Consider the following 21,038-nt stretch of genomic DNA (forward strand, 5'->3'; position numbering starts at 1 on the left):
ATACAGACATGCGGTCGCTCTTTATAATAAAAGTAGGGTAAGGCGCCTAACAATCCTTCATTTCGAATGAATTTCCATAGATGACCGTCAAGTACCGGGAGAGCGGGGAGGGAAAGCATGAGAAAAACGTTTAAACTAGCGGCGGTATTGCTGTGTGTGCTTACCGTACTGCCTACAACCGGGGCGTCGGGCAGAGATTTGGACAATGAGTCCGGCATGGCCTCAAACATTGCTGCAGGCGTGCCGCTGAAAGAAAAGTTTAGTTACGGCAGTGAGCAGACGGCGGATGAATATGTGAGATTTTTGAAGTATCCCTATTACTCGGCTCTTTCGGAAGAATACGATAGTCAAGGCTATAAGCCTGCGAATGGAACGGCAGTAAGAGCGGAAGCTGAGCATGCAAGGGCGGCGGACGGCGGCAAGCTGAAGCTGGAGCGGCAAGTCGGCGGCGAAAGCGCGCCTGTGATCATGTGGGAAGAGGAAACGGCCTGGACGGAATGGGATTTTACCGTAACTGCAGAAGGGCTGTATAACATTGAAATGGCTTATTACTTGCTGCCGGGATCGGGTAATTCGGCAAAGAGATCGCTAACGGTTGACGGGGTTGTGCCTTTCTTGGAAGCGTCCAGTATCGTTTTCCCGCGTAAGTGGAAGGATCAGGGCGAAGTGGTAGTCAACAGTTTGGGAGATGAGATTAGACCCGGCCAGGTTGAAATGCCAGGCTGGTCGACCATGCGGCTGTCCGATGACTCGGGCATGTATGACGAACCCTTCCGGATTTATTTGAAGCCAGGCAGGCATACGATTCGCCTCGAGTACGTCGATCAACCGATGGCCGTCGCTTATATGGCGTTAGCGCCCGCACAAATCGTACCGGCATATGAGGAAGTGAAAGAACAATACGGGAAGGCTGCCTTGAAGCCCGCAACCGAATCGCTGCAATTTGAAGCCGAGCTTCAAGCTGTGGAAAAAAGCGATCCGACGATCCGCCGGGAAAGCGATGGCGATCCGCAGGTCAGCCCGTCCTCCTACAAGAACCGCAAGCTGAATGTTATCGGCGGCTGGCGTTGGAGAAAAGGCAATCAATCGATAACTTGGGAGTTTACGGCTCCAGAAGACGGGCTTTACAAAATCGGAATCCGCCAGAAGCAGACTTGGAACGACGGATTGCCTTCCCATCGACAGATTGAAATCGACGGGATCGTTCCTTTCCGGGAGCTGCAATCGTATTCGTTCAACTATGACAGCAAATGGCGACTCCACACCCTGCAGGATGAGAGCGGAAATCCCTACCAGTTCCATCTGACCAAAGGCGTCCATCGCTTGACGATGACCGTCAAGATGGGACCGCTTACCCCGATCCTGCAATCGCTAAATGAAGACAGCTTACTCCTATCCGAAATGATTCGTGACATTATCAAAATTGCGGGCAGTAAACCCGACACCAACTACGATTATGAATTTTTCACGACGATACCCGCCTTAAAAACGAATATGGAAACGCTCATTCACAGTTTACAGCAAAAATATGATCGGATTAAAGGAATGGCGGACAAAGTGCCTGCGATGGCGAATAATTTGCTGACCATCCAGAGTCAGCTGTCGCATATGATCGATAAGCCGTTCAGTATTGCAAGCAATATGAATGATTTATACAATGCTCAGAACAGCCTGGGAAGCTGGTATACGAGTATGCAGACTCAACCCCTCTTGATCGATTATATAAAGGCGGGAGGACCTTCCGAGTCTTGGAAAGATGAGCAGTCCGGTTTCTTTCAGAGGCTTCGGTACAGCGTAGCCAATTTCCTGCTTTCCTTTCAGAAGGATTACGATAATGTCGGCAGTGTTATGAAAGCGGATACATCAATCAAAAGCACGATCAATGTATGGATAGCCAGAGGGATGGAATGGGCGGAAATCATTAAGGAAATGGCCGACGAAGAGTTCACCCCGAAGACGGGTATCGCAGTTAATGTCAATGTGCTCCCGGCCAATCAGTTGGAAGCAGGCAGCGTGAATGCGCTTATGTTATCCATTGCGTCAGGCAAAGCGCCGGATGTCGGACTCGGCGTAGATTCATCCTCGCCCGTCGAATTTGCTATTCGGGATGCCGTATACGACTTGTCGGCATTCGACGATTTTGATGAAACGATCAAGCAATTCCTTCCGAATATTATGATTCCTTACAAATATCGGGAAGGGGTTTACGCCCTGCCTGAAACGATGGATTTTTCCGTTATGTTTTACCGCAAAGATATTGTAGAGGAGTTAGGAATCAAGCTGCCGGATACCCGCGAAGAGCTTTATGCCTATGCGCTTCCGGCTTTGCATCAGAATGGATTGCAGTTTTATTACCCGAATGATTTTACGCCGTTTTTATTCCAGCATGGCGGATCGTTCTACACTGCGGACGGCAAACGTTCCGGTCTTGATACCCCGGAAGCGTTCAGAGCTTTCCAGGAATATACGGATTTATTCACAAATTACGGAGTGCCTTTGGCAGCGGACTTCTACAATCGGATGCGCTCGGGCGAAATGCCTCTAGGAGTCGGTACCTTTGCCACCTATCTGCAGCTTTCCGTTGCAGCACCTGAGCTTGCCGGGCGGTGGGGAATCGCTCCGATACCGGGAACACGGCGAAGCGACGGTGCCGTTGATCGGGCGACCGGCGCCCTTGCCGGCCAAAGCGCGATTATTATGAAGCAGAGCAAGCATCCGGAGGAATCATGGGAATTTCTCAAATGGTGGATGAGCACATCCGTTCAAACTTCATTTGCCCGGGAGCTGGAGGCGCTGATCGGGGTTGAAGCGAGGTGGAACACCGCTAATGTGGAGGCTTTCTCCAACCTGTCGTGGCGCAGACAAGATCTTGAGGTAATCCGGGAGCAATGGAAATGGGCGAAGGAGACGCCGATTGTTTTGGGAGGTTACTACACGGGAAGATATGTCTATAACGCGTGGAACTCGGTTGTTGTCGACAATGCGAATGTGCGGGACTCGCTGGAAAAGTCGGTAAAGGAAATCAATCGTGAGCTCCGGATGAAACAGGAAGAATATGGCGGCTATCATGAGACTAAGTAAGGAGACGAAAGTATGGGGAATCAAATAGGGTTGTTTTTGCGCAAACACAGGACCGGCTATTTGTTTCTGCTTCCTTTCGTCCTGCTGTTTACTTTATTCATTATCATTCCTGTTTTGGTTGCGTTCGGCACCAGCTTCACCAATTACAACATGCTGCAACCGCCGCGATGGATCGGGATTACCAATTACAAGCTGTTATTTATGGATGACCGGATCTTTTTGAAAGCGCTCAGTACTACAATGATTTTTGCTTTTATTACAGGTCCGATCGGATACATCATGTCCTTTGTCGCTGCTTGGGTCATCGACCAGCTGAAGATGAGGAATGCTTTCGCACTGGCCTTTTATGCGCCGTCGATTACCGCCGGAGTTGCGATGGGCTCGGTGTGGCTGATCTTTTTCTCTTCCGACCGGTACGGCTATGTCAACAATTTGTTGATCAAGTTTGGTTTTATAAACAGCCCCATCGGTTGGAACATCGATCCCGATTATATTCTTGGCGTCATTATGCTGATTTCGGTCTGGATGAGTATGGGTACGGGATTTCTTGTATTCCTCGCAGGGCTGCAGAACATTAACAAGGATTATTATGAAGCCGGTGCGTTGGACGGCATCAGGAACAAGTTTCAGCAGCTTATTTATTTGACGCTGCCTCTCATGAAGCCGCAGCTGCTGTTTGGCGCTATTAATTCGATTGTCGTGTCTTTTGGCGTATTCGACATCGCCGTATCGTTTGCGGGCTTGCCCAGCCCCAATTATGCGGGACATACGATTGTGGCGCATCTGTATGATTATGCGTTCATTCGTTTTCAAATGGGGTATGCTTCGGCAATTGCTATGGTCCTGTTCGTGATGACGTTTTTACTTGGACGTTTAGTATTTCGTTTATTAGGCACTAAGGAGCTCTAGGCGGATTGTCAGAAAAATCGGAGGGGGCTGTCAAGATGAAAACAGCTTTAATGACCAAAATTCCTCGGCGGTATTTCAGGATCAGCCCCGGCTGGATACTGTTGTACATCTTTATGCTGGCGCTTGTCGTTTTCTGCGCTTTGCCGCTTATCTTTGTCGTTAGTACGGCTTTTAAGCCGTTCGATGAACTGTTTCTTTTCCCGCCGAGATATTTTGTCATGAAGCCTACGCTTGATAATTTCAGAAATCTCGTCATTTCACTCGGCAGCTCTACGATCCCGTTTGCACGATACGTGTTCAATAGCGTGCTGGTCACTTCAGTTACGGTATGCTGTACGGTTCTAGTCTGCTCAATGGGCGCATACGGCATGGTCAAGCACAGTCCTCCGGGATCAAAGACGTTGTTCAGTCTGATTATCGCCGCGTTGATGTTCTCCCCGCATGTCACGCAAATATCCCGATATATGGTCGTGAATGAGCTTGGCTTGATAAACACGTATTGGGCGCTTATTCTTCCGAATATTGCGGTGGCCTACAATTTTTTCTTAATGAAGCAATTTACGGAGCAGTTTCCGAACGAGCTTCTCGAGTCGGCGCGTATGGACGGGGCAAGGGAATGGCGTATTTTCTGGAAAGTGGTTATGCCCGCATTAACGCCGGCATGGTCGACTTTGGTGGTATTCTCTTTCGTAACGAATTGGAACGATTATTTCTCCGCACTCATTTTTCTAACCAGTCAGACGATGAAAACGCTCCCGCTTGCCTTGCAAACGATAGCAGGCGGACCGGCGACGATGAATATCGGGCGTGCTGGGGCGGTTGCGGCAGCGACCTTTCTGATGGTCATTCCTACCATTGTTATTTTCATGACCATGCAGGCCAGAGTGATGGAGACGATGACTCATTCAGGAATCAAGGGATAAGGAGACGACTACTATGATTAAGAAACTGCGTCTCTTCTTCGCAGCTATGATCATTATTCAAGCGTGCTTGTCTACTCCGCTGCTTGCGGCAAGCCAGGACTACGTTTTGTCGGGCGATAAGCGGGTTCCCATTCCGGAATCGTATCTCATTTCCAAGACGATATACAACGTCGGTGCGCCGGCTGGGATGTCAAGTTACCTCGATAAGCCGCAGGATCTTTTCATTAATGAAGAAGGGTACTTGTTTGTCGCGGATACCGGCAATAACAGGATCGTGAAGCTTACAAGCGATGGAACGACAGTCGGTATATACAGCGGCGACCCCAATAGCCCACTCCGCTCGCCTTCGGGCATTTATGCAGACGAGACAGGGGAGATGTATATTGCAGATACCCAAAACAACCGGATCGTTCATCTTGCGGCAGACGGCCGGTTCATAGAAGAGTTCGTGACACCGAGTTCCGAACTGCTGCGGGAATCGTTCGCTTTGACGCCGTCGAAGCTGCTGGTCAGTCCCACGGGTTACATCTACACGGTCAAAGGGCAAAACATTATGGCCATGGATGCATACAACCGTTTTCGCGGCTTTCTCGGCCAGACCGAAATCGGCTTCCGGTTCACGGATGCATTCATCCGGATGTTCGCATCGAAGGAACAGCGGAACAAGATAGCCAAGAGGATAGCGCCCTACTATTTGAATATTACGATGGATACAAAAGGATTTATTTATGCAACTAGCCTTGACCCCGGAGGAGAGATCAAGAAACTGAACTCGCTCGGGTTTGACTTGTTCATGCACAGAAAGAACAAGCAGCCGCTTGGAGAGAGAAAAAATATTGAAACGGGCAAACCGCTCACTCCCCGATTTATTGATCTTGCAGTAAGCCCGCAGGGGATTATTACCGCTCTGGAGGAGCTAACGGGTAAGCTGTACCAATACGATCAGGACGGTAATTTGCTCACGGTGTTCGGCGGCAAAGGATCGAAAAAAGGCAAGTTCTCCGCCCCGACATCCGTAGCAACAGACCGTGCAGGAAACATGTATGTACTGGATAGCGCGCAGGGCGGCATTTATGTCTTTGCGCCAACACGGTTTATTCAACGGGTGCATCAGGCTGTCGAACTGTACAGTCAAGGCGAATATGTAAAAGCATACGAGGCGTGGGAAGCGGTGGCCGGCATCAATGAAAACTATCCGCTTGTCTACAGCGGGCTGGCCGATACTTTGTATAAGCAGGAACAATGGAACGAATCCATGGATAATTACCAGATGGCTAACGACAGGACCGGTTACTCCAACGCATTTTCCGAATTCCGTTACGGCATGCTGCGGCACTACTTCTTCGTTGTAATCTTGCTCATCATGCTGTCCGTATTTCTATTATTCCATTTCGTGAAATGGCTGAAGCGGTTATCGCGAAAGGCCGCACAAGAGGTTGAACGCGGCAAAGGCAGAATGAGCGCGATTACCGGGATCAACATGTCATTAGGCGTCATCTTTCAACCGCGGCAAACATTCGAGCTCATCATTACCGCACGCGGAAGATTGAATTATGGGGCCGGTGTCCTGATTTTGCTGGCTGTATTTCTTGTCAGAATGATTTATTTGGCGGTCATCCATTACCCGCTCGAATCCATAGACATCATCGAATCCAATCTGCTGCTGGAGAGCGTCAAGCTGCTGCTGCCGCCGCTTAGCTGGATTGTCGCCAGCTTTTTTATTACCTCCATCTCAGATGGCGAGTCAAAGCTCGGAGAAATATTCACAGCTTCCAGTTATTGCATGATCCCTTATTTGATCGTGATGATTCCGCTATCGCTGCTGTCCAATATTTTGTCGCTGCAGGAATCGGTTTTATATGATTTGCTGTATCGCGGTATGTGGGTGTGGATTCTGATTTTATTTTTTATGAGCATCAAGGTGCTCAATGACTATACCATGCTAAAGTCCGCGATTGCCTATGCCGCTTCTGGAGCTTCGATCATATTGCTTTGGTCGATTGGGCTGTTGTGGTATGTATTGTCGGGCCGGTTGTATATGTTTATCAGCGGGATCGTTCGGGAGGTTCAGATGTCATGGATGTAGGGGGCACATATGAAAAAGCGAATGTATGGGTGGAAGTCGATGACGGCTGTCGGATTGTTATCCGTGGCGCTAACCTCGACGTTTTTTCAACGGGACGCCGTTGTGCGGGCAACCCAGCAGGAAACGAAGCAAGGGGCCGTACAGGAAACCGAGCAATCAAACCGGCAGATCGCAAAGCAGGTTTCCGATACGTATGAGCAAATTGCGGAATCCGGACACCTTGTTCTGTACGGCAATTTGAAGACCGGAGCGATTGCTGTCGAAGACACGCGTACCGGATATGTTTGGAAGTCTGTTGTCGATCGCAAAGATTATGACTTGGATAAAGAAAAGCCGTTATGGCAAAATTACATGTCTTCCATGGTCAGCTTGACTTATACGAGCCTTGTATCAACCCGCGAACAAGTATTAAGCAAAATATACTCTTTCTCCGATGCTTCATTAGTGCGTGCCGACAAGACAAAAAACGGGCTATCGCTGAGTTATGATTTTGCCAAGGCAGGTGTGGCGGTTGACCTTGATCTTACATTGGAACAAGACGCATTAATTGTGCGGGTTCCGGCAGACAAGATCAAGCAAAAAGAAAATGTCGGCATTGTCAGCATGGAGCTGATGCCATACTTTGGAGCGGCAGGCGAGCAGGCGGAAGGATATATGATGTATCCTGACGGCAGCGGAGCTTTGACCCGTTACAATATGAAGAAGCAGCGTCCCCGGGATGTGAAGGGAATGAAATTGTCGATCTACAGCGAAGACAAAGTCAGTATCGATGAAGTACCCGTTGATGGAGAGAGCGGCAATAAAGCCATGCTTCCCGTATTCGGCATCAAGAATGGCAACAACGCCGTTCTGGCCGCCGGCACGAAGGGAGAAGAAGATGCCTGGATCAATGTTAATCCTGACGGCTATATGGTCGGTCTAAACAGGATCGGTTTCGAATTCAATTACCGGCACCTCTACTCCATTAGTATGTTGAACATTACTGTGCGGGGAGACGGCAGCGATAAATCGCAAATATCCAGAGCGGATAAAGAAATGATTCACAGCGACAGAGAGATGCGCCTGTTTTTTCTGTCCGGCGACGAGGCCAATTACAGCGGAATGGCGAACGTGTACCGCAGCTATCTGACCGATCAAGGTCAATTAAACAAGGTCATTCAGGATCAGGACGAAATCCCTCTCGGCTTGGACATTTTTATGGGTATTTACGAAAAACGCATGCTGTGGGATAAATTCATTCCGATGACTACATTCAAACAGGCTGAAGAGATCGCTTCTTCCATAAAAGGCGCCGGCGTAGGACAAATCGATCTGATGCTCAAGGGCTGGGCCAAGGGAGGCTTCGGCAAACATCCCGTGAGTAATGAGGGACCGGACTCCAAATTGGGTGGAAAGAGCGGTTTGCAAAGCCTGGCGGAATATATGAAATCAAGCGGTTCCAGAATGTTTCTGGGCCAAAATTTTATGCTGGCCGCCTCCAAAAGCTGGGGGTTATCGAGCAAAAAGGACGTTGCCAAGCAGGGAAGCAGCTTGCCGGTTACGAATCTTTCAAACTCGCTTGTTCTGATGAATCCGGTTAAAGCGCAAGCACGCTCCAATCAATTTCTCCAGCAGTTAAACAAATATGAAAGCAGCTCGGTTGCTTTGGATGGCATGGGGCAATTCATTTATCACGATTACAATAAGGGGAATGCAAGGAACAGAGCGCAAACCCTGCATACTTGGCAGGAAATCATGCAGTCGGCTGTCAGTCAGCGGCAGTGGATTGCAGTAGAGGGAGGCAATCAGTACGTGCTTCCGTACGCGTCGCGTCTTTTCAATATTCCGCTGAATTCCTCTGAAAGTCTGATTAGCGACGAGGACATTCCTTTTTACCAAATGGTTGTCCATGGGCAAATTCCGTATTCGTCCGATCCGGGCAACCTCTCTTACGATTTGCAGCTCCAGAAGCTGAAGTGGGTAGAATACGGCAGCATGCCGTTGTTTGAACTGACCTGGCAGCCATCGTCCAAGCTGAATAAAACAACTTATAATACGCTGTTTACTTCCTTCCATGAAGACTGGGTCAAGCAGGCCGCGGATATCGTCCTTGAGTTCAACCGGCGGCTCCGTCCGGTTTGGAGTCAATCTATGATTATGCACGAACAAGTTGCCGATAAGCTTGTGAAGGTGAAGTACGGCAATGGCGCTATTATTTACATCAATTACAACGAAACGGCACGTGAAATTGACGGCCGTCTGGTAGAAGCGCTGGATTATTTGGTAGTGGAGGCTGGGAGCGATGCGTAAATTCAGACTTAGCATGGAACGACGGCATATACTCGAAGCTTATGTGTTCATTTTACCATTTTTGGTGGGAATTATTGCATTTTTTCTGTTCCCGATGTACATTTCAATCAAGCTGAGTTTCGGCGAGCTAGTCCGCATGGTCGGCTTTCAGATTGAGTGGTCCGGATTGGATAACTTCAAAAGAGCGTTTCTCGTAGATATTGAGTTTTTGCCGAAGTTTCTTAAGGTCATTAACCAGACGCTGCTTAAAGCGCCGCTGATCATTATTTTTTCGATTTTTTTGGCTATTCTAGTGAACAAAAGTATCCGTTTCAGAGGTTTTTTCAGAACGGTGTTTTTTATTCCTTTTCTGCTGGGTACGGGAGGGGTTATGCAGCAGCTGCTGGATCTGGGCGTGGATAAAGCGCTGATTTCCATAGCGGACGGAGGATTGATTCCACGCGAGCTGCTGCTGTATCTGGGACCTACTGCAGTATCTGGAATCGACGCTTTTTTTGGCATTATTGTCGCTGTGCTTTGGAGCTCCGGCGTGCAGATTCTGCTCGTATTGTCAGGCTTGCAAAATATCCCCGCGTCCTTGTACGAATCGGCCAAAATGGATGGCGCCACAGGCTGGGAGATGTTCTGGAAAATTACGCTGCCTATGCTTTCTCCGGTACTGGTGCTTGTCATCATCTACACGCTGGTGGATTCGTTTACGGGGATGGTGAATCCTATTCTCATTTATATCAAAGAGACGGCTTTTATCAATCTTGATTTCGAGTACGCAGCGGCAATGGGCTGGATCTACTTTGCTTTTATCATTTTATTGGTGCTGCTAGTTATGGCGGTTTTCTCCAAAAAAATTCAAATATAAACTGATCGGGAGAAGGGGTGATATTGATGAGCGGAAAAACAGCAGGACCTTCAACAGGGGATCGGATTCAGTGGAGCAGCCGTACAGGTTTAGCTCTATTCGACTGGTTGAAGCATCCTCGTAAAATCAATGAAAAGATTGCGGTGCTGGCCATCTACATTCTTTTATTCGATCTGGCATTTGTGTTTCTATTTCCTTTTTTGTATATGCTGGTGACTTCGTTCAAATCCAGTACCGATCTGTATGATTTTACAGTCAATTGGGTTCCGCGGACGTTGAGGGTTGCCAATTTTACGCTTGCCTTTAAGCAGCTCCACTATTTTGAGTTTTTCAAAAATTCGGCATTTGTCACGGCAGTCGCGACAATCGGGCATCTGTTATCATGTTCGTTTGTCGGTTACGGGTTTGCCCGGTATCAATTTCCGTTCAAGAAAACGCTTTTCATGATTGTCATTATCGCATTTATCGTGCCGATTCAGACGATTATCGTACCGACGTATATGGTGTTTGCCAATTTGAAGTGGCTGAACACTTATTTGCCGGTTTTGGTGCCTACGTTTTTTGGCTTGGGGTTGAAGGGCGCGCTATTCATATTCATATTCCGTCAGTTTTATCTGGGGATCCCGAAGGAGCTGGAGAACGCCGCGAAAATCGACGGCTGCGGATTTCTGCGCACGTACTGGTTAATCGTGTTCCCAATCGCAAGAAGCGTGTTTCTGGTTGCCGTCGTACTGTCCATTGTGTGGCATTGGAATGATTTCTATGAACCGGGGATATACGCTTCCCATCCGAGCTTATCCATGCTGCCCGCAAAGCTCAGTTCAATGGCTGAAATCGTGAAAACGCCGATTACGACCGCAGCGCAAATTAAGAAGAGACTGGAGCATCCTGAAGAAATTGTGAACAATGCAGTCCTTATGGCTGCGACGCTGCTTGTGATCCTGCCTGTACTTATCAGCTTTGCGTTTCTGCAACGAAAATTTATGCAAGGAATTGAAAGAACCGGAATTAGCGGTGAATAGCGCAAACGAATAACCGCGTGGTGCTGCGTAAATATGGGGGTTTTAGATGTGCGGCTCCCGTTATGAGATCGTGATTGCACCGAATAAGCAGCAAGGGGGGGGGCGTCCATTTGATCTTTGAAAAAATCTCTAGATTATGCAGAAACTCCATTTTGAACAAAGTCATCTTTGCTTTTTTACTTGTGATGACCCCTTTGTATGTGCTCAGTCTTCTGATGAATAAAGAAGGGACCAGAAGTGTAAGAGATGAAATAACCAAATCCGTAACGGCTTCCATTCATTTTTATTTGAATGCTTTTGAAACGGAAATATCACGAACCAGAGGGCTGCAGCAGGAGCTGCTTGTAAACAAAGATTTAATCAAGCTTAGCGCATTAGGCAATCAGATGACCCCCTATGACAAGAGTCAGGCCATTCTGAGGGTTCTCGATCAGATGAACTTGGTTCAACGAACCGGCGTTTATATTGAAAGCATCAATATCTACATCCCCCTTATTAACCGAACCTTGACGACAGGACTCCCGCTTGTCCCCTTATCCGAAGAAGATTTCATCGTGTTGTACCAGACTTCTGCAGCATCAACCTCCCCGGTCATTCAGTGGAAAGAAGGCGTATTATCCACGGTAGTCAATCCCAGTCCTCTGCTGCCGGGACATAAATTGCCGCAATATCTCATCAGTGTGAACTATTCGATCGGCAAGGTGGAGCAGTCGCTTCTGCAATTTATGAATTACGATCAAGGCGGAGCGATGATTGTCCATCCTGATTGGCATATTGCCAAATTAAAAAACATGGAGTCTCAAAATCTGCCGTTGATGATACAGTCCGTAGAGGAGAGCGGCGATCTTGAGCATGTAACGTCCTGGGACAATAAGTTTATTTCCGTCAGTCAAAAATCAAATAAATTGGATGCCGTAATGGCTGTGTTCGTACCAGAGCAAGAAATATTCGGTCCCCTTGTCATGCGTAGAAACTGGTTTTGGATGTTAGGCGGATTATCCGTGTGCATCATTATGTTTTTCTCCCTCGGGATTTACCGGATGGTCCATAGTCCGCTTATTGTCTTGGTCCGTTCTTTTCGCAGAGTGGAGAAAGGAGAGCTGGATGTTCTGATCGATGACAGCAGAAAGGATGAATTCCATTATTTATACATGCAATTTAATGCGATGGTTCGACAGCTAAAGTTTACTTTACGAGAAGTATACGAACAAAGGATACTTGCGCAAAGAGCCAAATTAAAACTGCTGCAATCGCAGATCAATCCGCACTTTTTGTATAATAGTTTTTTCATATTGAATGAAATGGTACGGAAGCATAACGACGAACAGTTGGACATGTTTACCGGACAGCTAGGGAAGTATTTTCAATACATTACGAGAAGCGCAACGGACCACGTGACGCTGGAAACGGAAGTAGAGCATGTTCGCGCGTATACATCCATTCAAGGGATTCGGTTTTCCAAGCGCGTGCAGGTACACTTTGGGGAAATGCCCGATTCGTTTAAGACAATCCTGGTGCCGCGGATGATTCTGCAGCCCATTGTAGAAAACGCGTTCCATCACAGCTTGGATCAAAAGGTGAAGAATGGGCATTTGTATATCCATTTCGTTGAAAACGAGGGAGAGGTTGAAATTATCGTCGAGGACAATGGCGATGTTTTGGATGACGATTTATTGCTTCGTCTGCAGAGGCAGGTTCTCAGTTTTAATGATGAAATGGAGAGTACAGGATTATTCAATGTGCATAGGAGGCTTCAGCTTATGTTCGGGGAAGCGTCGGGTATAAAGCTTACCAAAAGCCGGTATGGCGGATTGGCGGTCACAATCATGATTGCGTCAGGGGGTGGACGTCGTGTATAAGGTCATGGTGGTGGATGACGAAGAAATCATCGTAAATGGCGTCTGTGATTATTTAAACACCCATAATACGCTCGATCTGGACATTTACAAATCCGATAATGCCTTCGATGCGGTCAGTCTGATGCGCAAATACAGGATGGATGTCGTGCTGACCGATATTCGCATGCCCGGCATGACTGGAATAGAGCTGCAAGAGCAGGTGCTGAAGTATTGGCCCAGAAGCAAAGTCATTTTCCTGACAGGTTATAACGAATTCACTTATATTCACACCGCCCTGCGCAACGGAGCCGTGGATTATATTTTGAAAACGGAAGGGTATGAAAAAATACTGGAGGTTGTTCAAAGGACCATCCAGGAAATTGAGCATGAAGTCAGAAGCAAGCAGTATTTAGAAAAAGCGAAAGAGCATATGAAACATTCCATCTGGCAGGATTACGTACTGGATTTATTGCACAAGGAGGATATCTCGGAGGAACTGGTTAACATGCGATTGACGGCTATCGATTTCCCGCTTTGCGTTGAGCGGCCTTTCATGCTGATCATCGGGCAGATCGATCGTTGGCTCCCGAAGTACAATTTTTCAGATCGATCATTATTGCTTTATGCGATACGGAATATTGCCGAGGAATATTTGTCTCATACAGCCTCATGTATTTCCGTTGCTTACGAACATTCAAAGCTGGCTTGGATGATCCAGCCGTCGGATCCGAACTGCAATGTGGAATATATTCACGAAACGTTCGAATCGATACAACGCATCTGCAGCGAGATATTGGAAATGAAAATATCCTTTATTATGTCCAGTGAATACTGTGAGTGGCATCAGGCATACAGCAAGTTCGCTAAGTTGAATGAACTGTCATCCTATCGCCTTGGGTCCGGAGAAGAATGCCTTTTGACCGAAAAGTCCGTTCCTCAGCAGGACGAGAACAAATCCGACTGGGATCGGGCTGTACAAATGAAAATGACGGAAAATAAAGAGGAACAAATTGACCGTACGGATAAGCTGATTTCACGCATTCAGCAGTATATTAACGACAACATCAATCAGAATCTCACTCTGATTTCATTGTCGGAGGTCGTATACTTAAATCCCTCCTACCTTTCCCGTCTGTACAAGCAAGTTACGGGTATGAATATTTCGGACTTCATTACAAGCGTAAAGGTGGAAAGAGCCAAGGAAATGTTAAGGAATCCCAAATACAGAATTCAGGAAATATCCACGGCTTTGGGATTCGAATCCCCCTCTTATTTCACCCAGCTTTTCAAGAAAAATACAGGAAAAACGCCGCTGGAATTCAGAGTATCGTTAGATCAGTAAAATCGTATAGATCCGAACAGGAAGTAAAGATAACGATAGATACAGGCACGCTGATGTTTTCTATAATGAAAACAGGAGTAGGCGCCTAAACCGAAAATCATCCTGAATCGCGGTAAGGTTTTTAACTAAATGAGTCGGGGGTATGTCAAATGTCATTTGGAAGAATACGAATGACCGTATCCGTTATTCTTGTTCTGCTCATTGTTTTTCTCACTGCCTGCCAGTCCGAATCTCAACCTCCTCAGGAAACGGCAAAACAGGAGCAATCGGCCTCTCCGAAGGAAACCTCAAAGGAAGCAGTCGATCCTCTGGGCAAATATGATCCTCCAATCAAGATGGTTGGAGCGAAATACTATAACGACCCGGAGTATCCCGAAGGCGAGTCCTTAGATAAGAACAGATGGCTTGACGCCTATCGTTCGACATTAGGCATCGACCTGAAATGGAAATTTGTCACAACTGGAGCTGAATATCCGGAGAAGTTAAGCGTCGCCATTGCATCGAACGATATTCCGGATGTAATGGTTGTTGATGCTACCACGTTCCAGTCGCTGCTGGATAATAATATGTTGGAGGATTTAACGGAGGTTTATGACAAGTATGCCTCCAAAACAACCAAGAGTGCGCTTAGTGAAACTTCAACCGGGAAAGCGGCAATGGAAATGGCCAGCCGTTCAGGCAAGCTGTACGGTATCCCTGAGACCTCAGCGACCGTTGCGGAGAAGGCCAGAATGCTGTTCGTCCGTACGGACTGGCTGGATAAGTTAAACCTGCCCGAACCCAAAACGGTACAAGACGTGATCAAAATTGCGGAAGCGTTTGCAACGATGGATCCGGATGGCAATAATGTCAAGGATACGTACGGATTGGCGGTTGCTAAATCATTCCTTTTTGCGGATTTCGGAGATTTATCGGGCTTCTTTAATGGCTTTCACGCTGATCCGAACATATGGTTGAAGGATGCTAACGGTAAATTGGTCCACGGCGTTATTCAACCCGGGATGAAGACAGCACTGCTGGAGCTGCAAAACATGTTCAGCAAGGGCATACTCAGTACGGAACTGGCAGTCAACACGGTAGAGTCGGAATGGGATGCGGCCATCAACGGAAAGCTGGGCATGAGTTATGGCGTGATATGGTCGCCTGCCCAGCCATTAAACATGAATATCGAGGCGGATCCTGAAGCGGATTGGAAGGCTTTTCCTATCGTTTCAGCTGATGATAAGCCGGCAATGCCAAGGGGAGGATCGCCGACCGGCGACTACTATGTAGTGAAGAAAGGCTATTCGAACCCCGAAGCGATTGTAAAAATGGCCAACTTATTTGTTGAACATTTTTATAATATTCCGGAAAGCAAATTGATCGCAGATAAAAAGGGTGACGGAACGATATCATTAATCGGCATGGCACTCATTCAAACGTTTAATCCCGATTCCACAATGAAAATTGCGATGGATCTTTCTGAAGCTTTGAAGACCAAAGATCCGAGCAAACTGAATAAAGGTTTAAAAAGCGCTTACGATTTGGCGGTCGGCTTTCCTCAGGATCGCAAGGCATGGTTAACGTATCGAATGTACGGCGACCAATACGGCAGCTACAACGTTGCGAATTATTACGATAAGAATAATTTGCTCCTGCTTAATGCTTACGCGGGTCCTCCGACACCAACGATGATTTCTAACAATAAAATATTGAGAGATCTACAAACCGACGTTTTCACTAAGATCATTATGGGGGAAGCGCATATTGATGAATTCGATAATTTTGTCGAGCAGTGGAAAAAGCTTGGCGGGGATCAAATGACCAAAGAAGTAAATGAGTGGTACGCTGCCAATAAAAAATAGTTTGGTGTAAAACAGGGAAGTCCCAATGTTCACAAAACATTGGGGCTTTTCTTTGAGCTCAACCTCCAGCGCAGCAAAGACATTTTGATGTTTAGACTGGGATGATGGTATACTTTAAACGTTACTATATCATAGTAAATAAATGGAATGGGAATGTGATGAGGGTATGGTTAAAGCAGTTGATTGTGCCTCCTAAAAAGAAAGCATATTCATTTTTTAGGAGGTAATTAAAATGATTTTTCATGAGATTGATCGGGATAACTGGAGCAGAAAGCCTTATTTTGACCATTACCTAAACCAAGTCAGATGCACATACAGCATGACGGCCAATATAGACATCACCCGGCTGTTGGCTGAACTGAAAACTAAGAAGATAAAGCTATATCCGGCGCTAATCCACATGATTGCAACAGTGGTAAACCGCCATGTTGCTTTTCGGACATGTTTCGATTCCGAGGGAAGGTTAGGCTATTGGGACAGAATGTCGCCAAGCTATACCATTTTTCATGACGAGGATAAGACGTTTTCGGCAATATGGACCGGCTTTAGTGAAGACTTTAAAGAGTTTTACATTCGTTATCTTGACGACATGGATAAGTACGGAAGCGTCAAAGGGTTTCAAGCCAAAAATAACGAGCCGCCAAACGTATTCCCGATTTCCAGCATCCCATGGGTCAACTTCACTGGCTTTAATTTGAACATTTATAACGAGGGAACATATCTCCTGCCAATCTTTACGATGGGGAAATATAGCAAGCAAGACGAAAGCGTTCAACTGCCTCTATCGGTACAGCTTCATCATGCTGTATGCGACGGTTATCATGCCGGCGTACTTTTCAATGAGCTTCAATCGCTTGCCGATCGCTGTGAAAGCTGGCTGCCTAAATAGCAACGTAGAGCATTTGCATTTCGCTTGGTCGTATTTGAACTGAATGAAAACGAAAAGACGCCGCTGAGAACCTATGCAGGGCGTCTTTTTTGAATCTCAAGCGAATATTTGTGATGTGCTGAAGCCCCAAACCACTACCTCCCACACGCGCAATCGTATAGCCATGCACCAAGGACCGTCCGTGATTTCCAGACGGTTTTTCTTCATGCGGTTCTGATGTCCACGCCTTTTGGACACAAAAAGTTTACAAGTTCGTAACGCGCTTGCAACAAGCATGCGATATAACTATGAACGGGTACATGCATGAAGTCGGACATAGGCATGTTATGATAGAAACGTCTGCCAAACGAATGATTTATAATTTCCAACAAAAACTAACGGAACCTGCTATGCGGAGTTGCGCGGAGGACGAATGGAGAAAAGCAAAATATTAATCATAGAAGACGAAGCGGCCATCGCGGATTTGCTTGAGTACGGGCTGATCAAGGAAGGATATTTGACGAGGAAAGCGCGGACGGGAGCCGAGGGATGGAGTCTGCTTGAGTCATTTGCGCCGGACTTGCTGCTGCTCGACTGGATGCTGCCGGACGAAAGCGGTCTGGACATTTGCAAGAAAGTGACGGCTTCCTACAACATACCGATTCTTATGATAACGGCGAAATCCGATATTACCGATAAAATACTCGGACTGGAATTCGGAGCGGACGATTATATTACGAAGCCGTTCGATCTTCGGGAGGTAATAGCGCGGATTCGCACGATTCTCCGGCGGATCGCCCAGGCCAACCGAACGGCAGCCGAAACGCAAGAGGAACGGATTCAATTTCGGGATATTGTCATTAATACAGCTGAACGCATGGTCCGCAAAAAGGACGATTGGATCGATTTGACGCCCAAGGAATACGATCTTCTGATGACGCTTTACCAATACAGGGGCAAAATTTTTACCCGGTCGGAGCTGCTGGACAGCGTTTGGGGATACGATTTCGCAGGCGATACGCGAACGGTGGATACGCATATTCAAAGATTACGCAAAAAACTGGGCTGCAGCGACTTGATTACGACCGTATTCGGCATTGGTTATAAGTTCGAAAAACAGGCGGGCTTCTAATATGCTTCGATCCATAGGAGCCAAGCTGCTGATCGGTTTTTTTCTGATCTTTCTTATTTTCTTCTTCATATTGAATCAGATGGTGGCAAAAAACATCGAGTCCGGCAATCGAAAAATCATAACCGAAAACTTGGTCGGGATAAAGAATAACAGCAATGCTTATGTTAGACAGTCTTTCATGATTCATCATTTTGCCAATGACGAGTTGTATTTCGGCCAAATCGCAGAAGAGATGGCGAGAGATCTGCAGCATGATACCTCCTCCGGCATCGCTATGTACGCGTTAAACGGTGATTTGCTGTATGCTTCCGACCAATCGGTATTTTCGTCGGGCGGAGACGACTTTAAGCAAGCTTTGCAGGGCAAGACCGCTTACAGCATTAGCAATGTGAACGGTACGGCATCGGTGCTTTTTGCGTACCCCGTCATAGTCGATGGCGTCAAAGTGGGGATTATCCGTTTCGCCAAGGATTTTACGTCGCTTTACGAGCAGAGCGCCCAAATTCAGCGTACCATTTTTTTGATTGCAATGGCGGTGTTCGCTGCCGCATTCCTGTTCACTTATTTATTGTCCCGCCATATTACCGTCCCGCTTGTCAAATTGACCAAAGCTTCAACGGAAGTGATGAACGGAAAGCTCGACACGCGGATAACGTTTCGGCGCAGGGATGAGATCGGCATGCTCGCATCGAATTTCAGCAAAATGATCGAAAAGCTGCGGGATCAGTTCGCCCGGATCGAGAAAGACAGGGACCGGCTGGAGGAGCTTAACGCGTCCCGAAAACGGTTTTTCGACAATATGACCCACGAGCTGAAAACGCCGTTGACTACCATTATGGGTTATGCTGCGATTGTCCGGGACAATGACGCGCGGGACCGCGATTTGTTCCACAAAGGGATGACGCATATCGAGGATGAAAGCAAAAGGCTTCATGGACTGGTGCTGAAGCTGCTTGAAATGTCGAAGGAGTCGTACGATCCGGACTCGTTAACGGTAGTGGATGCGGGGCATGTTTTGCGGGATGTATGCGAGACGATGACGATTAAAGCCCAAAGGTATATAAAAACGATACATCTTGAGGCCGGCGAAGGACTGTTCGTTTACGGGCATGCGGACAAGCTGCGTCAGTTATTTATCAATTTGCTAGATAATGCCATCAAGTACGGGTATACGCATACGGATATTTCGGCGAGCGCGAAGATCGAATCGGGCGGCGTCAGGTTTACGTTTGCGAATGATGGACCTACGTTAAGCGCTGAGCAGCTAAGCAAAGTAGCCGAGCCTTTTTACAGGGCCGATCCGGATCGTTTTGCAGCGGACAGCGCCGGGTTGGGATTGAGCATATGCGCGGGTATCGTCGAAGAGCATGGGGGCAGCATCCGTTTCGCCAGCGAGTCGGAGCATACCATTGTTTGCATAGACATTCCCTACAAAAATGCCGAAGGGGTGATGGAGTGAGCAAACGATGGAAGGAGCTGTCCGCATTCCTACTGACGGTGTGCTTCCTGCTTACAGGCTGCCTAAGCCAGGCGCGTTCGGAAACGATCATCATACCGGAATCGGGCGATGAACTGTCGACAAGCGGCAAAAGCGAAATGTTTGACGTCAAAACCATTTACCGCGTTTTGGACAAACAAACCGATGATGGAATTCCGCTCGGTTGGATCGACCGCAGCTCGCTGCTTGGCTTTTTCGGAGAGCAAACCCGATCACCAAGTTTGGAACGTGTCGACTACCCGTATGAAGCTCGCTTGAAGCTGCGAAATGCGGATGCGAAAGCAGGTTACATCGCCTTGTCGCCGTCCGGCGGTATGATTGCATCGCTTGTGCAGACGGAGACCGGCGATAATGCCATGAAGCTGATATCGCTTAGCGATCAGCAAGAGTCGATAGTCGCGCGTATTTCGAACGAACAGATTCGCTCCAGTAAATTCGGATGGTCGAATAACGGCCGGTACCTCGTATATATCGTACGAAACGGAGAGAGCGGAAGCATCCAAATCAGCGTGTATGATACGAAGGAGAAAACGACGAAAAGCTATACCGTCCCAGGATGGAAGCCCAAGGATACGATTTCCTCGGTCCATATTGCCGATGACGCTTTAAGTGCGGCGATCATCAAGGATTCGGGCAAGCTTTCTTATGTGTTATACGGCGCTTTGGACGTCAGCGGGTGGACGGCACAATACGAGCATCCTGCAAATCGCGATAGTTCTGTGGAATGGATCCATAACGACCAAATCGCTTTTATCGGCTCGGAGGGAAGCTTGTACGCATATGACCGGCGAAATGCCGCTCTTTCGGTATTGATCGATCAGATCGGATTGTTCCGCTTATCGCCGGACCGGAAGGTTATTGCGTATTTGCAGGATAAGGACACCGTTTATGCAGCTTCGCTGTATGGAAACAATGTCATGAACAAAACGCAGCTGTTTAAAGGAATTGTGCCTTCCCAAATAAGCTGGAGCCCGGACAACGGGAAGCTGCTGCTTAGCGGCCGAAAAAGCTACGCCGAACAGGATGTGCCGCGTCCTGTCGCTCCGGAGGTGATAAGCAATCAAAACATGGTGATCGAATTCCGATGAGTAGACGATAGGACATTTCTATGTTTCTACTTGTCAGAAGGGGCTATTCGGCCCGCACAAGGCCGCTTCAGCGGTGCTAATCACCAAAGGACCGTCCGTGATTCCGGACGGTTTTTGTCAGTTTATCAGAAAGTATATCGCAGAAGCAGCTCCCAACCTCGGTAAACGCGCCGGTCCTTAAAAGAACGGCGAAGCCGTTTATCCTTGTTCCGTCGCGTGCCGCAAAAGCCGTACACATTTTGTTGACATCTTGGCCATGAGA

The 21,038-nt window shown here is 47.5% G+C and carries 14 protein-coding genes; all 14 read left to right on the forward strand.

Annotation, left to right across the window (positions count from 1 at the left end; translation table 11 throughout):
- The first annotated feature begins 117 nt into the window (after positions 1–117).
- The 14 genes from DQG23_RS02185 (at position 118) to DQG23_RS02250 (ending at position 20,776) form a co-directional block, all read left to right on the forward strand.
- A complete protein-coding gene (locus DQG23_RS02185; RefSeq protein ID WP_113029140.1) occupies positions 118–3,081 on the forward strand; it encodes an extracellular solute-binding protein in 2,964 nt (987 codons plus the stop codon).
- Positions 3,082–3,093: 12 nt separating this feature from the next.
- Positions 3,094–3,990 (forward strand): carbohydrate ABC transporter permease, encoded by an 897-nt coding sequence (locus tag DQG23_RS02190; RefSeq protein WP_113029141.1) that lies wholly within the window; start codon positions 3,094–3,096, stop codon positions 3,988–3,990.
- Positions 3,991–4,025: 35 nt separating this feature from the next.
- Positions 4,026–4,913: a carbohydrate ABC transporter permease gene (locus DQG23_RS02195; RefSeq protein ID WP_113029142.1), complete on the forward strand. Its 888-nt coding sequence runs from the start codon at positions 4,026–4,028 to the stop codon at positions 4,911–4,913.
- 13 nt (positions 4,914–4,926) lie between these two features.
- Complete coding sequence (locus DQG23_RS02200; protein WP_113029143.1) at positions 4,927–6,999, forward strand: YIP1 family protein; 2,073 nt, start codon at positions 4,927–4,929, stop codon at positions 6,997–6,999.
- 9 nt (positions 7,000–7,008) lie between these two features.
- The gene (locus tag DQG23_RS02205) at positions 7,009–9,288 is read left to right on the forward strand and encodes a DUF5696 domain-containing protein (RefSeq protein WP_113029144.1); all 2,280 of its coding nucleotides are present in this window, start codon (positions 7,009–7,011) and stop codon (positions 9,286–9,288) included.
- On the forward strand, positions 9,281–10,144 hold the full coding sequence (locus DQG23_RS02210; protein ID WP_113029145.1) for a carbohydrate ABC transporter permease: 864 nt from the start codon (positions 9,281–9,283) through the stop codon (positions 10,142–10,144). Before DQG23_RS02205 ends, DQG23_RS02210 begins: the two co-directional genes overlap by 8 nt.
- 26 nt (positions 10,145–10,170) lie before the next feature.
- Positions 10,171–11,166 (forward strand): carbohydrate ABC transporter permease, encoded by a 996-nt coding sequence (locus DQG23_RS02215; RefSeq protein WP_113029146.1) that lies wholly within the window; start codon positions 10,171–10,173, stop codon positions 11,164–11,166.
- 152 nt (positions 11,167–11,318) lie between these two features.
- Positions 11,319–13,025: a sensor histidine kinase gene (locus tag DQG23_RS02220; RefSeq protein WP_146762236.1), complete on the forward strand. Its 1,707-nt coding sequence runs from the start codon at positions 11,319–11,321 to the stop codon at positions 13,023–13,025.
- Entirely contained in the window at positions 13,018–14,346 is a 1,329-nt protein-coding gene (locus DQG23_RS02225) for a response regulator (protein ID WP_113029148.1), read from the forward strand. The genes DQG23_RS02220 and DQG23_RS02225 overlap by 8 nt, the downstream gene beginning before the upstream one ends.
- Before the next feature lie 149 nt (positions 14,347–14,495).
- Positions 14,496–16,190 carry an extracellular solute-binding protein gene (locus tag DQG23_RS02230; RefSeq protein ID WP_113029149.1) on the forward strand — a complete coding sequence of 565 codons (1,695 nt, stop codon included), beginning with the start codon at positions 14,496–14,498 and terminating at the stop codon, positions 16,188–16,190.
- A gap of 232 nt (positions 16,191–16,422) precedes the next feature.
- Positions 16,423–17,079: a type A chloramphenicol O-acetyltransferase gene (gene catA, locus DQG23_RS02235; RefSeq protein ID WP_113029150.1), complete on the forward strand. Its 657-nt coding sequence runs from the start codon at positions 16,423–16,425 to the stop codon at positions 17,077–17,079.
- 412 nt (positions 17,080–17,491) lie between these two features.
- The gene (locus DQG23_RS02240; protein WP_113029151.1) at positions 17,492–18,190 is read left to right on the forward strand and encodes a response regulator transcription factor; all 699 of its coding nucleotides are present in this window, start codon (positions 17,492–17,494) and stop codon (positions 18,188–18,190) included.
- A 1-nt stretch (position 18,191) separates the two neighbouring features.
- A complete protein-coding gene (locus tag DQG23_RS02245) occupies positions 18,192–19,649 on the forward strand; it encodes a HAMP domain-containing sensor histidine kinase (RefSeq protein ID WP_113029152.1) in 1,458 nt (485 codons plus the stop codon).
- A complete protein-coding gene (locus DQG23_RS02250) occupies positions 19,646–20,776 on the forward strand; it encodes a hypothetical protein (RefSeq protein ID WP_113029153.1) in 1,131 nt (376 codons plus the stop codon). Before DQG23_RS02245 ends, DQG23_RS02250 begins: the two co-directional genes overlap by 4 nt.
- The last annotated feature ends 262 nt before the right edge of the window (positions 20,777–21,038 follow it).

It is taken from the genome of Paenibacillus contaminans, assembly GCF_003285015.1.
GTDB classification, from domain to species: domain Bacteria; phylum Bacillota; class Bacilli; order Paenibacillales; family NBRC-103111; genus Paenibacillus_V; species Paenibacillus_V contaminans.

What these genes read in the sequence shown, in the direction of transcription:
- DQG23_RS02185 (WP_113029140.1), top strand. Translation starts at nt 118, where the DNA reads ATGAGAAAAACGTTTAAACTAGCGGCGGTATTGCTGTGTGTGCTTACC.
- DQG23_RS02190 (WP_113029141.1), top strand. Translation starts at nt 3,094, where the DNA reads ATGGGGAATCAAATAGGGTTGTTTTTGCGCAAACACAGGACCGGCTAT.
- DQG23_RS02195 (WP_113029142.1), top strand. Translation starts at nt 4,026, where the DNA reads ATGAAAACAGCTTTAATGACCAAAATTCCTCGGCGGTATTTCAGGATC.
- DQG23_RS02200 (WP_113029143.1), top strand. Translation starts at nt 4,927, where the DNA reads ATGATTAAGAAACTGCGTCTCTTCTTCGCAGCTATGATCATTATTCAA.
- DQG23_RS02205 (WP_113029144.1), top strand. Translation starts at nt 7,009, where the DNA reads ATGAAAAAGCGAATGTATGGGTGGAAGTCGATGACGGCTGTCGGATTG.
- DQG23_RS02210 (WP_113029145.1), top strand. Translation starts at nt 9,281, where the DNA reads ATGCGTAAATTCAGACTTAGCATGGAACGACGGCATATACTCGAAGCT.
- DQG23_RS02215 (WP_113029146.1), top strand. Translation starts at nt 10,171, where the DNA reads ATGAGCGGAAAAACAGCAGGACCTTCAACAGGGGATCGGATTCAGTGG.
- DQG23_RS02230 (WP_113029149.1), top strand. Translation starts at nt 14,496, where the DNA reads ATGTCATTTGGAAGAATACGAATGACCGTATCCGTTATTCTTGTTCTG.
- catA (WP_113029150.1), top strand. Translation starts at nt 16,423, where the DNA reads ATGATTTTTCATGAGATTGATCGGGATAACTGGAGCAGAAAGCCTTAT.
- DQG23_RS02240 (WP_113029151.1), top strand. Translation starts at nt 17,492, where the DNA reads ATGGAGAAAAGCAAAATATTAATCATAGAAGACGAAGCGGCCATCGCG.
- DQG23_RS02245 (WP_113029152.1), top strand. Translation starts at nt 18,192, where the DNA reads ATGCTTCGATCCATAGGAGCCAAGCTGCTGATCGGTTTTTTTCTGATC.